A 13,136-nucleotide genomic window follows, 5' to 3' on the forward strand; every position below is an offset into this window, starting at 1 on the left:
TAGCATGTATCATGCTGTAAAGAGTTAGTTGTATGTAGAGTTCGATTTATGATTGGATCATATATGTAATATCAAAAAGCGGCCTTCGCAGAATGGAAGGTCGCTTTTTGGGTTGTGCCTGCATTTGGTCGGGTCGCTTCATCCGCTTCAGAAAGGAATAAGGGCATGCCCTTCGGTTAAGCCTGGAGATTAACGCAGCAAATAAACAGGTAAACTATAGAATTGCGATTATACAGGCCTTAGCGACCGGCTGCAATATGATAGATACGCTCCATATCCAGATGCTTGCGTACCGTGTCGGCCAGGCGGTCAAAGGCTTCCTCGCGTCGGGTTTGTCCGTGAATGCTCTCGTTCAGCGGCTCCAGTCCTTTGACCTGTCGCAGGGAATTGAGCCAGCTGCGACGCAGTCGGTCATTATTGAATACGCCATGCAGATACGTTCCCCAGACCGACCCATCAGGCAAGATGCAACCGTCTTTAATAGCAGTCGGGTGGTGATCGGTTATGCGGTGCAGGTGGAACAAGGACTGTACATTGGCTCCAGATTCTACGGTTGTGGTGCCCATATGGATCTCGTATCCTTTTACGGGAATAGTCAGCTGCTCTTCATCTGTCTTTTGCAGGAGCAGCCGACCTGCAACGGTCAGATGACCTTCTGCATGCACGGTCGTTTTGGATGCAGCAAATACGGTCGATATCGGCAGCAAGCCGAGTCCTTTGGCGGTTCTTGGAACCGGCGAATCATAGCCGGCCGGGTCGTGCAGCGTCTGTCCCAGCATCTGATAGCCGCCGCAGATGCCGACCAGCTGTACGGCTCGCCGGGCGTGCAGTTCGCTGATCGTGCGGGTCAATCCCCTTTCCTGCAGAAATTCCAGATCGCCGAGCTGGTCTTCATGATCTACATAACGCACCGATACATCCGGCTCGGCTTCCAGAAGGTCCATATCTGTGAAGTTGGAGATGCGCGGATAATGAATAACAACAATATCCAATTCACGGCCGAGCAGCGGACGGCTCGGTTTGCGCTGCAGGACAACAGAATCTTCCGCTTCCAGATACAGATTCTCCTCGTACGGCAGCACGCCGATGACCGGAATGCCGGTACGCCGCTCCAGCCAGTCGAGTCCGGGCTGCAGCAGGGCGAGATCACCGCGGAATTTGTTGATAATGAAGCCTTTGACCCGGCTGCGTTCATGGGGTTCCAGCAGCTCCAGCGTGCCGACGATCGCAGCGAATACACCGCCCCGGTCAATATCCGCGACCAGCAGCACCGGCGCATCCGCCCAGCCGGCCAGATTCATATTGACGATATCCCGGTCCTTGAGATTGATCTCTGCCGGACTGCCTGCCCCCTCCATCACCACCATCTCATGCTGATCGCGCAGCCGATTCAGCGCCTCCATCACCAGCGTACGGGCCTGCGGCAGAAAATCTTGCCGGTAATCCCATGCGCTCATCTGTGCATAGGGCTGTCCATGTACTACAATCTGTGAATGCATATCCCGGACAGGCTTGATCAGAATTGGGTTCATATCGGTCGTAGCGAGTTTGCCGCAAGCTTCGGCCTGCACGCCCTGGGCCCGACCGATTTCCCTTCCGTTTACAGTTACATAGGAGTTATTGGCCATATTCTGGGATTTGAAAGGCGCCGTGTCCCATCCGTCCTGGGTAAAGATACGGCAGAGCGCTGTAGTAATCACACTTTTTCCCACATCCGATGCTGTTCCCTGCAGCATAATGATCGACCTTCTCATGCAGCTGTCTCCTTTTGGTTTCTTATTGTCCCAGCAGCCCGAACTGATGCCAGATGACGGTGATCATCAGCAGAATCAGCATTTCAATCCCTTCATTCAGGGCACCGTAAATATCACCGGTCAATCCACCGATCCGTCTGGCTGCACGCCCGGCCATCCAGCCGCCTGTCAGCCAGGCACATAATGGACTGAGCAGGCAGCAGAGCAATGAAGCCAGAGCTGCGCGGCGCAGATGATCATCATAGGTAGTCAGCGGTATGGCTCCGGTCCATCCAGCGGCATGCGGGATCAGCAGCCACAGGACAAGCACGATCAGTCCTGTAGAGCAGAGCGCTGTATATGACGCGCCCTTCAGTTCTTGCCGGCCCGTACCCGAGAACAGGGCAGCCAGTCCTTCCTGCTGTCTGGCTGGAGGCCAGCCTGTCATTGCCTTAACGATATACCAGCGGCTCCAGATCATCGGCAGTACCATAACGGCACAGATTGCATATGTAGAATGAGGCATCGCTGATATCAGCGTATAGAGAAGCGACCCTTTCAGCCCCAGCAGCAGCACACAGGCGATAACTCCCATCGCGCCTACCCGGCTGTCTTTCATAATATCCAGCATCTGTTCTCTGGAACGGTGACTGAGCAGACCATCTGCGCTGTCCATCCAGCCATCCAGATGCAGAGCTCCGGTTAGCCCAATCCACAGGCAGAGGACGAGCACCGATGCAGGACCTGCTGGCAGCAGCCACTGAAAAAGCACCGCTCCGGCAGCGGTGCACATTCCGATTACAAGTCCGACCAGCGGATAATACTTTACACTGCGGCACAGCAGCTCATTGCCAAAATCCAGCTGCAGCCGCACAGGGATACGCGAGAGAAACTGAAAAGCCGCCGCTGCCGCTTCCATTTCCCTCTTCATAAATGGTATTCCCTGCTTTTCAATTCAATCGGTATGCCTGCCGTCACCAGAAATACACGCGAGCACAGATTGGCCATTCGGCGGTTGGCAATCCCCGCCAGATCGCGGTACAGCCGGCCAAGCGGGTAAGACGGCACGATCCCATCACCCACTTCATTGGTCACTACAATCACAGCTCCCGGATAATCTTCAATGGCAGCAGCCAGCTCTTCGACGGCCTGCAGCACTCTGGCCTGCACATCTGCCTCATGCTCGTATTTGAACAATAGATTGGAGAGCCACAGTGTCAGACAATCGATCAACAGGGCAGGTGCTGTACCATCCTTTTCGGTCCGTTGGTGCAGCAGCCCGGCCAGATTGAGCGGCTCCTCGCATACCTGCCAGTCATAACCGCTCTCCCGCCGCTGCTGCTGATGGCGCTCGATCCGCTCCCGCATCTCATCATCACCAGCCTGTGCTGTTGCCACATACCAGGCTTCGCTATGTTCGGCGGCGCAGAGACGTTCGGCAAAAGTGCTTTTCCCGCTTCGTGCTCCACCGGTCACCAGCGTTTTACCGGAAAGGTATCCGCTCATCCGGACACGGTCCCGGAACTGTCGGATACCCCTGCACTGGCAAAAGTAGCCATCTCGTTCATCAGATGACTGACTGCATCAATCATATGCAATGCCATCACACCACCGGTGCCTTCACCGAGGCGCATATCGAGCTGCAGCAGCGGACGGATTCCGAGCTGTTTGAGTGCAAGCCGGTGGCCTTTTTCTGCCGACAGATGGGAACCGATCAGATAACCTTTGACCTGCGGAGCCATTGTATAGGCAGCTACCGCAGCTACCGTGGAGATGAATCCATCCAATACTACCGGACAAGACTGTGAAGCTGCCCCGAGGATCACGCCGACCAGACCGGCAATCTCCAGACCGCCTACTTTGGCCAATACATCGATCGTATCCTTGCTGTCCGGCTGATGAAAAGAGAGCGTTTCCCGGATCACTCTGGCCTTGTGCCGCAGTTCACTGTCGGTCAGACCGGTACCTCGTCCGGTGACTTCTTCCGGTGATAATTCGGACAACGCACACAGCATCGCACTGCTGGCCGTCGTGTTGCCAATCCCCATTTCCCCCGTCACAAACAGCTGGCTGCCGCGGTCCGCTGCTTCAATCGCGATATTCATTCCGGTCACCACCGCCTGAATCGCCTGTTCGCGGGTCATTGCCTGCTCGCGTGCCATATTGCCGGTTCCCTGACGGATTTTGTGATTAATCAACTCGGGATGCTCGATATTGCCTTTGACCCCGATATCCACACACAGCACATCTGCGCCGGCCTGCCGGGACAGCACATTAATCGCCGCTCCCCCGGACAGCATATTCAGCAGCATTTGCTGGGTAACTTCTTGTGGAAAGGCACTGACTCCCTCTTCACACACTCCATGATCCGCAGCCATCACGATGACGGTCTTGCGGTCGATCACCGGCTTAACTTCTCCGGTAATACAGGCCAGCTGCACTGCCAGATTCTCCAGCATGCCCAGGCTTCCCGGCGGTTTGGTCAATTGATCCAGATGCAGCTGTGCCGCACGGCCTACTTCCAGATGGACAGGTTGAATACGTTCCGAGACTTCTCGAATGAACTGCTCCATGATGATCCTCCTTCTATTTCTGTCTGCCGGCTGTCCGCTTCACAGCTGACACCGCTCGGTGGGGACAAATATCGGCAGACATGCACATCTACATTTGTATAGTATGTTGATACCCATAGTAGTAGTAATAAATCTTACTTTTTACTGCCGCTTCAGCAGCAGCTGGGGAACACGAATATCCGGATGATGCACGATCGCAGGCTCCACCTGGAAAAGACGGCGAATCGTCTCTTCCTGCATCAGCTGCTCAGGTGTGCCGGTCTGGACGACCTGCCCTTCATTCAACGCCAGCAGGCGGTCGCAATACCGGGCAGCCAGATTCAGATCATGCAGCACCGCAATAATCGTAATGCCGGATTCCCGCCGCCATTCATCCAGCCATTCCATAAAATGAATCTGGTAGGCAATATCCAGATACGTGGTCGGTTCATCCAGCAGCAGCAGCTTCGGCTGCTGAGCCATCACTTTGCCAAATGCGACCCGCTGACGCTGCCCGCCGCTCAGCTGATCCAGTGGACGATTGGCCAGCGAACGCAGATCGAGTCGGTCCATAATCTGATCAATCAACTCGTCGGCTGTATCCAGCTCATCGCGGCCCAGCCAACTCTGATACGGATACCTGCCCATCGCCAGCACCTCCCGTACCGGATAATGCAGCGGCGCCAGCCCCTCCTGTCCGAGCACGGCTGTGAACCTGGCAATACGGCGGCGGCTGCAGCTGCCAATATCCCGGCCTGCCAGCATTACCTTACCGGTATCTGGTCGCTCAATACCGGAGATCAACTGCAGCAGCGTAGTTTTGCCGCTGCCGTTGGGACCGATAATTCCCCAGCACTCTCCTGCCTGAACCTGCCAGTTTACATCCTGCAGTACCGGCTTGCGGGCGTAGGATTTACCAGCCTGCTGTAGTGCCACGACAGGTACGGGTGCTTTTCCCTGATGTTCCTGCGGATCGGTTGTTGATGCCATGATGTCTCCTCCTTTTCCGGCAGTCTTTACGATGATAAACGTTCTGGATACAGATCACACGGCTTCCCTACTTACTCTGCTGCTTTTTGTAACGATGCAGCAAATAGGCAAAGAACGGCGCACCGACAAAGGCTGTCACCACTCCAAGCGGAATCTCGGTCGGTGACAGTACGGTACGCGCTACCGTATCCGCCCACACCAGGAAAATACCGCCTCCCAGTGCCGACAGCGGAATCAGCAGACGATAGTCGGAACCGACCAACAGCCGGATCATATGCGGTACGACCAGCCCGACAAAGGCGATCACCCCCGATACCGATACCGCTGCCGCCGTAATCAATGTTGCCACGATCAGCACCAACATCTTGGTCCGGTCTACCGGCAGACCAAGATGAGCAGCTTCTCTCTCCCCAAGCGCCAGCAGGTTCATTGCCCGGGACTGACTCCACAGGAACAGCATACCGGCCAGCACATAAGGTAGCATCACGACTACATACGGCCAGCCCCGCAGACTCAGACTGCCCATCGTCCAGAATATAATCTCATTCACACTTCCCTCCGACATTGAAGCCAGAAACGAGACGATCGCTCCGAGAAAAGACTGCATCACAACCCCTGCCAAAATCAGGCTGTTGGTCGGAATCCGTCCCTGTTCACGCGCCAGCATCAATACACCGTACAGCGTAATCATACCGGTCGCAAAAGCAACCAGGGGCAGCGTCCAGCCGCCGAGCAGCGAATATTGATAACCAGTGAAAATAAGCACTGCCGCTCCCACCGATGCCCCTGACGAGACACCCAGCGTGAACGGATCGGCCAGCGGATTACGCAGTACGCCCTGAAAGGCAGCTCCTGCCACCCCGAGTGCCGCTCCAACCAGCATCGATAGCACTACACGGGGCATGCGGATTTTGAGCATAATCTGTTCTGAAGCCGTACTCCAGTCCGGCACGACCCATTGCTGCATAAAAGGCAGGTGATGCAGCAGAATACGGGTAATCTGCCCTGCTGGGATATAGACCGAGCCAATTCCGGTCGTCAGTACGAAGCTGATCGCCAGTATAGCCATGAACAGCAGTACCGGAAGTGCGGCTTTACGGCTCACTTCTTAACCAGATCCGGGTAGATCGCATGGGCAATTTCCACCAGTCCGTCTGTTACGCGCGGTCCCGGACGGCTGACCAGATCATCATTCAGACCGAATAATTGATCATTTTTAATCGCTTTGATTTCACTCCAGCCGCTGCGGGCACGGATAATCTGATCCAGTGTCTGCTTGGTTTTGGTATCAACCGTTTCCTTGGAATAGAGAATTACATCCGGGTCGGCTGCGACGATATTTTCTTCATTAATTTCGTTCCAGCCTTCAGTGTCTCCGGCAATATTAATGCCACCTGCGAGCGTGATCAGCTCATCCATAAATTCCCCTTTGCCGACCGTCCAGCCGGGAGAAAACTCGATATACACTTTTTTCTTCTGCTCCGGCTTCAAAGAAGCGACCGCATCCTTGACCATCTGCATCTGTTCCTTCATATGATCCGTTACTTTGCGGGCCTCTGCCTGACGGTTGGTGATCTTGCCGTACAGCTCGATATTGTTCATGACATCGTTCACCGTTTTTGGAGTCGTTTTAAAAATATTAATGCCTGCATTACGCAGCTCCTGTACTAGCTCCTCACTGGAAGAAATGCCGGTAAAAACGATATCCGGGTTCTGGGCGATAATCGCTTCCACATTCGGCTTGGTGATTCCGCCGATTCTGGCTTTGGTATTTACCTGTTCGGGATAATCATCATACTGTGATACACCCACAATCTGCTGATCCAGTCCCAGGGCAAACAGAGCTTCTGTCTCTGCCGGAGAGATGGACACGATGCGCTGCGGTGCCTGATCGAACGTAAATGATTTACCGGTTGCATCCTGTACAGTTAACGGATAGACCGTCTGGGAGACGGATGTACCGCTGTTTGAAGCGGCTTCATTGCCAGCCGGCTGCTGCGCAGTTGGAGCACTTTCCTGGGCAGGTGCGCAGGAAGCCAGCATCAGGGCGAGCGACAGAATCATGATGGACGTCGCCCATCGGGAAGTATACCTGTTCATATTCATTACTTATTCTCCTTTGATAACAGCTTCTTAATAGCAGTTTTATTAAGCACAACCTCATGATTATAGGGGAAAAGCCACGACCTCACAATCCGCTGTATCCCAATTCAGCAGATAACCCCTACCCGGAAGAATCGTCAGCTCCCAGAAATGGATACCCGGACAGCACCATGTGATGAACTGGCGAATCACTCCGCCATGAGTCATGACCATAATCCGCCGCACCGAATCGGATCTGTCCAGGAATAGCGGCATATCGGTCACATTCTTGGCAGCAGCCGGCTGATCTTGGAACGGAGACCGATCTGAAAAGTGGTCCACTGTACCGGAATCAGGCAGAATCATTCGGGCAAACTGCTCAACCCTCTGGCTAAAATGCTGCCAGGATTCTCCATCCGGCGGGCAGATGGACGAAGGATCATCGATCCAGCGCCTGTATGCCGGCTGTTCGCACAGATCATTATAGGTCAGTCCTTCCCAGCGGCCAAAGTCCAGTTCACGCAGCCGGGCATCATGGATCACTGCGGGCATTGATTCGGAATGAAGTGAACGCGGCATAATCCGCTCCAGTGTCTCCCGGCAGCGCAGCAGATCGCTGCAATACATCCCATCCCATTGCCATTCCTCTAATGCACGGCGTACAGGTTCCAGTTCCTGCTGCGCCTCGGCAATCAGCGGCAGATCGGTATGTCCCAGATATTTCTTTTCCCGGTTCCACTGTGTCGTGCCATGGCGCAGCAGCACTATCTGCATCTTCATGCTCCGCCACCGCCTCTCCCTACCCATAGCAACAACACAGTTCCTCCAAGCGCCATAACCGTACCGGTCCAGTACATCAGCCGGTTCGTCCGAATAATATCATCCGGCACCATGCTGCGCCGGGCTGTACCCATATAGGCACGATGAGAAATGACACCGTGATAGCTGTTCTGTCCGCCAAGCCGGATACCGAGCGCTCCGGCGACCGCGGCTTCCGGGTAACCGCTGTTGGGACTCGGATGTCCGGAAGCATCACGCATAACTGTCTGCCATGCACCGGCAGCATTTAACCGCATCGGCATACTGAGCATAACCAGCAGGACAGCCGTTATACGTGCCGGGATATAATTGGCCAGATCGTCGAGCCGGGCAGAAGCCCAGCCGAGATAGAGATACCTGTCATTTTTATAACCGACCATAGAGTCGAGTGTATTGACCGCCCGGTAAGCCATGGCCAGTGGTGCTCCGCCGATCATTGCGTAGATCAACGGGGAAATGACTGCATCCACGATATTTTCGGCGATGGTCTCCACCGTTCCCCGGATGATCTCCGGTTCGTTCAGATCAGCGGTATCCCTTCCGACGACCATGCTCAGGGAGCGGCGGGCAGCAGACCGGTCCTGTCCAATCAGATCCCGGTAGACAGCCATGCCTGCCTGCTTGAGACCTTTGGAAGCGATCGTTGTCGCAATCAGTACAATCTCCAGACCTGCTGCTGCATACGGATGAATCCATTGCGCCACCAGCAGCAGCATCCACGTTATGACCCAGACGCCACCCACGATGAGTATCGGCAGCAGCAACCCTGCCATACGCAGACGATGCTCCGGCAGTCGCCAGCTTCGGATCATCCGCTCCACTGCCTGAATCGTCTTGCCCATGCCAATCACCGGATGAGGCAGCCAGCGGGGATCACCGATAATTCGGTCGAGTATATAAGCTGCCAAAGGTATCCAGCCGCCTCCTGCCCAGAGAGCAACATATTGCCAGTACAGCAGGTCCATCACATTTCATCCTGCTGTGGATCGATCATGATCTGCTCCCAGCATTTCAGCAGCTTTGTATTGCTGTTTTCATCCTTTACAGCGATCCGTATATGCCTGCTGCCAAGACCCGGATACATGGCGCAGCTGCGGATCAGAATACCACGCTGGCCCATAGCTATTTGAAAATGTTCCGCTGTCCACGGTTCCTCCAGCTCGACCAGCAGGTAATTGGCTTCTCCCGGACAGACTGTGCAGCCCATTCGGGTGAGATGTTCATGCAGCCGATCTCGCTGGCACAAATTATGCAGGATAGTCTGCTGTTCATACTCCTCCGCCCGGCTATTTTTCAGACACCACTCGCCAGCAGCCAGTGCGAGTGTGTTCACACTCCAGGTTACCTGCTGGCTGCGCAGTCTGGCGGCCCATCCCGGAGAACTGATCGTATAGCCAAGACGCAGACCGGGAATAGCATAGAATTTGGTCATCGAGCGCACGATGATCATATTCGGATATTGCTCCAGCTCGCTTTGCAGTGATACACGTCGGGCTCTCGGAATAAAGTCGATAAAGGCTTCATCCACCACCAGCGTTACGTCATGTGTTCTCGCCGTATCTGCTATCCGCTGCAGGTCTTTGCTTATGTACTGTACACCATTCGGATTATTCGGCTGACCGAGAAAAAGCAGATCCACCTGCGGAATCAGCTGGCAGATCTCTGCTGCATCCGCCCGGTAATCCAGTTCCTTGCGGCCATGAATCCGAATCACTTCACTGCCATACTGGCCTGACAGCTGGGCATATTCCGAGAAACACGGCTCGGCCAAGCCTACCCGTGCCGGACGCAGTGCCAACAGCAGCAGTGCCATGCATTCTGCCGCTCCATTACCAATCACCAGTTGTTCCTCCGTGCAATGATTCCGCTCTGCCAGCAGTGAGCGCAGACGCCGGTGCGCCGGATCGGGATAATGCATAATCTGTGGCAGATAGTCCACCAGATAGTCCAGCAGCCCCGGAGGCGGTCCGGCCGCATTCATATTCGCGCTGTAATCCAGCAGCTCCGAGACCGGCCGCCCAAACTGCTCGGCCGCCGTCTCCCGGTCGCCTCCATGTCCATAGATTTCAATCATACCTGCTGTGTTCTCCTTCCTGCTCCTTGCAATCTTCACATCGTCTATTAGGCTTGCATGTTGAACAGGCGATGCAGAGACTGCAACTTCATATATGTATGTAATATTACATTACTATAGCTTGCCGAATAATCTCAATGAAAACGGTGGATATCATGATTTTCCCCTTTCCGGTTATTTTAAAAAAGACCGCCGGTCCGCTTTTGTTTCAAGCAGCCTGGCGGCCTTTCTCTGTACAGCGATATCTGCGCTGTACGGTTATATTCTGCGATTCTCCTGATCTTTCATATGGTGCTGCTCATCCGGTACACGACCCTGATCGGATACGCCTTGCTCGAGATCCGGTGATTGCTCTTTACCATCCACGAAGTTTTTCATGTCCTGGTTATGCTGATCTTTTTCCTGCTTACTTTTCAGCAAATCTTTTGCTTGATCACTCATCGTTGTAGGCCTCCTTATAGCAAGCGTTAACAGCTATTACCCGTCTCTTTTTACAGCTAAACGCGGAATTGCCCATCCAGCTTCAGGCAGGCGATGTTTCCGGATCAATAGTCAATACTATCATTTTGCATAATTCAATTGGTTTTGGTATATCTTTCGTTTACAATAAGAAAGCAGGCATATTTGCGAACATTTCAGTCTCCGGGACTGCCCGGCAGAGCGGCCGTTCATCCGTTTTGTCAGGCAGCGGTTGTATCATCATTCGCAGAGACCATGCCGGTAAGGTGAACATAAATGGAGGAAATACCATGCTCTTTATCGATAACAAAGGCATTACCGATCCAACGATCAATCTGGCTATTGAAGAATTTGTGCTCAAGCATCTGCCGATGGATGACAGCTATTTGCTGTTCTATATTAACGAACCGTCCATCATTATCGGCAAGCATCAAAATACAATCGAAGAGATCAACGCCGAATATGTAAAAGCCAACCATATTCACGTCGTACGCCGTCTGTCCGGCGGTGGCGCCGTCTATCATGATCTCGGCAATCTCAGCTTCAGCTTCCTGACCAAGGACGACGGACAATCGTTCCACAATTTCCGCAAATTCACCCAGCCGGTTGTCGAAGCGCTGCAGCAGCTTGGCGTCAATGCCGAACTGTCCGGACGCAATGACCTTCAGGTCGGCGAACAGAAAATTTCCGGCAATGCCCAGTTCTCCACTCGCGGCCGCATGTTCAGCCATGGTACGCTGATGTTCAATTCCGAACTGGATAATGTGCAGTCCGCACTCAAGGTCAACCCGGAGAAGTTCAAGTCCAAGAGTACCAAATCCGTACGCAGCCGGGTCGCCAATATCTCCGAATTCCTGAATCAGCCGATGACCATGGAAGAGTTTCGCGATGATATTTTGCGTCATATTTTCGGTGTGGAACCTGCCGATGTTCCCCAGTACGTACTGACCGAGGAAGACTGGGCCAAAATCCATGAAATCTCCGCAGAACGCTACCGCAACTGGGACTGGAACTACGGCCAATCCCCGGAATCCAATATCAAACACGCCAAAAAATTCCCGGCCGGCATTATTGATATCCGCATGAATATCAAAGAAGGCCATATCCACGAAATCAAGATCTACGGTGATTTCTTTGGCATCGGCGATGTGGCGGATATCGAGAACCGACTGCGCGGCCAGCGTTATGAAGAAGCGGCGGTGCGCGAAGCTCTGCAAGGATTGGATATCAAGCATTATTTTGGTAATGTGGAACTGGAAGACTTTATCGGACTCGCCCTGCTGGAAGATTAAGCAGCGAATCCGGATGATTCCTGTACACCTATAAATACAGACCCATTTGAGGATAGAAGGAGAGCATACGATGTATAAATTAATCGCTATTGATATCGACGATACGCTGATCAACGATGATAAGGAAGTAACCCCTGCCACCCAGCAAGCACTGGAACAGGCCGTTGCCAAAGGAACCGTGGTGACACTCGCTACCGGACGCGCCTATGCATCCGCCCAGGCGATTGCCCGCCAGACCGGACTGAACGTACCGATCATCACGTACCAGGGTGCCCTGATCAAAAACCTGATGGATGAAAAAGTCCTGTATGAGCGTTATGTACCAATCGAAGCGGCACGCAAGCTGTTCGAATACTGCGTGGAGCACAATCTTCATCTGCAGACCTACATCGATGACAAACTGTATGCGCGCGAGCTGAACCAGCATCTGATCGACTACACAACGCTCAATCGTACACAATATTACGTAGAGCCTGATTTTATCAAAATGATCGAACAGCCCACACCAAAAATGCTGATCATCGACGATCCGGACTTCCTGGATGAGCTGCAGCCGATTCTTCGCGAACTGCTGGGCGACGGTGTACACATTACCAAGTCCAAGCCGGAGTTCCTGGAAATCATGCACAAGGAAGGTACCAAAGGAGCTGCACTCACTTTCCTGGCAGAACATTTCAACTGTGATCTGAAGGATACGATCGCTGTCGGCGATTCCTGGAATGACCACGAGATGCTGGAAGTGGCTGGTCTTGGTGTAGCAATGGGCAACGCGATTCCGCCGCTCAAAGAGATTGCCGACTACATTACGGCGAGCAACAACGAAGATGGCGTGAAGCAGGTTATCGAGGAGTTTATTCTTAAAGGCTGATTGTGTGCGGGCACGTGTACGTTATGTGTATATGCACATCCGCTGCGTATCTGCGCGGGTTATGCGTATGTGCATCATCCGCTGCGGAAAGGGATTTGGTTACGTCCTCCGGTTGAGCCGGGAGATCCGGAATAGGTTAAAAGGGCGATCTCCCGGCTCAAAGGTCGTCCTTTGACCAAATTCCCTTTCCTCCGCTATGGCAAATTGAGCATAGCTTGGGCGCTGTATCATTTTTCTACTGCATAATTAAGTCGTGCTGGCAGTCAG

The 13,136-nt window shown here is 53.5% G+C and carries 13 protein-coding genes; 2 read left to right on the plus strand and 11 right to left on the minus strand.

Annotated elements, in window-relative coordinates:
* Nucleotides 1–239 precede the first annotated feature (239 nt).
* The 11 genes from M1D61_RS16245 to M1D61_RS16295 all read right to left on the minus strand — a co-directional run bounded on the left by M1D61_RS16245 (nt 240) and on the right by M1D61_RS16295 (nt 10,691).
* On the minus strand, nt 240–1,754 hold the full coding sequence (locus M1D61_RS16245; RefSeq protein ID WP_458119686.1) for a cobyric acid synthase: 1,515 nt from the start codon (nt 1,752–1,754) through the stop codon (nt 240–242).
* 22 nt (nt 1,755–1,776) lie between these two features.
* Nucleotides 1,777–2,664: an adenosylcobinamide-GDP ribazoletransferase gene (locus tag M1D61_RS16250; protein WP_458119687.1), complete on the minus strand. Its 888-nt coding sequence runs from the start codon at nt 2,662–2,664 to the stop codon at nt 1,777–1,779.
* Nucleotides 2,661–3,239 carry a bifunctional adenosylcobinamide kinase/adenosylcobinamide-phosphate guanylyltransferase gene (gene cobU / locus M1D61_RS16255; protein WP_458119688.1) on the minus strand — a complete coding sequence of 193 codons (579 nt, stop codon included), beginning with the start codon at nt 3,237–3,239 and terminating at the stop codon, nt 2,661–2,663. Before cobU ends, M1D61_RS16250 begins: the two co-directional genes overlap by 4 nt.
* The gene (cobT, locus tag M1D61_RS16260) at nt 3,236–4,306 is read right to left on the minus strand and encodes a nicotinate-nucleotide--dimethylbenzimidazole phosphoribosyltransferase (protein WP_458119689.1); all 1,071 of its coding nucleotides are present in this window, start codon (nt 4,304–4,306) and stop codon (nt 3,236–3,238) included. Before cobT ends, cobU begins: the two co-directional genes overlap by 4 nt.
* Before the next feature lie 141 nt (nt 4,307–4,447).
* Complete coding sequence (locus M1D61_RS16265; protein WP_458119690.1) at nt 4,448–5,275, minus strand: ABC transporter ATP-binding protein; 828 nt, start codon at nt 5,273–5,275, stop codon at nt 4,448–4,450.
* A gap of 67 nt (nt 5,276–5,342) precedes the next feature.
* Complete coding sequence (locus M1D61_RS16270) at nt 5,343–6,344, minus strand: FecCD family ABC transporter permease (RefSeq protein ID WP_458122534.1); 1,002 nt, start codon at nt 6,342–6,344, stop codon at nt 5,343–5,345.
* 32 nt (nt 6,345–6,376) lie between these two features.
* Complete coding sequence (locus M1D61_RS16275) at nt 6,377–7,381, minus strand: ABC transporter substrate-binding protein (RefSeq protein ID WP_458119691.1); 1,005 nt, start codon at nt 7,379–7,381, stop codon at nt 6,377–6,379.
* 60 nt (nt 7,382–7,441) lie between these two features.
* Nucleotides 7,442–8,137 (minus strand): histidine phosphatase family protein, encoded by a 696-nt coding sequence (locus tag M1D61_RS16280; RefSeq protein ID WP_458119692.1) that lies wholly within the window; start codon nt 8,135–8,137, stop codon nt 7,442–7,444.
* Nucleotides 8,134–9,141 (minus strand): adenosylcobinamide-phosphate synthase CbiB, encoded by a 1,008-nt coding sequence (gene cbiB / locus M1D61_RS16285; RefSeq protein WP_458119693.1) that lies wholly within the window; start codon nt 9,139–9,141, stop codon nt 8,134–8,136. Before cbiB ends, M1D61_RS16280 begins: the two co-directional genes overlap by 4 nt.
* Nucleotides 9,141–10,250, minus strand: a complete 1,110-nt coding sequence (locus tag M1D61_RS16290) for a pyridoxal phosphate-dependent aminotransferase (RefSeq protein WP_458119694.1) — start codon at nt 10,248–10,250, stop codon at nt 9,141–9,143. Before M1D61_RS16290 ends, cbiB begins: the two co-directional genes overlap by 1 nt.
* A gap of 258 nt (nt 10,251–10,508) precedes the next feature.
* The gene (locus M1D61_RS16295; RefSeq protein ID WP_046213028.1) at nt 10,509–10,691 is read right to left on the minus strand and encodes a hypothetical protein; all 183 of its coding nucleotides are present in this window, start codon (nt 10,689–10,691) and stop codon (nt 10,509–10,511) included.
* A gap of 308 nt (nt 10,692–10,999) precedes the next feature.
* On the opposite strand from M1D61_RS16295, the gene M1D61_RS16300 reads away from it, so the two are divergent.
* Entirely contained in the window at nt 11,000–12,001 is a 1,002-nt protein-coding gene (locus tag M1D61_RS16300) for a lipoate--protein ligase (RefSeq protein ID WP_458119695.1), read from the plus strand.
* Nucleotides 12,002–12,071: 70 nt separating this feature from the next.
* Complete coding sequence (locus M1D61_RS16305) at nt 12,072–12,869, plus strand: Cof-type HAD-IIB family hydrolase (protein WP_458119696.1); 798 nt, start codon at nt 12,072–12,074, stop codon at nt 12,867–12,869.
* The last annotated feature ends 267 nt before the right edge of the window (nt 12,870–13,136 follow it).

This window comes from Paenibacillus sp. Z6-24, from assembly GCF_054161335.1.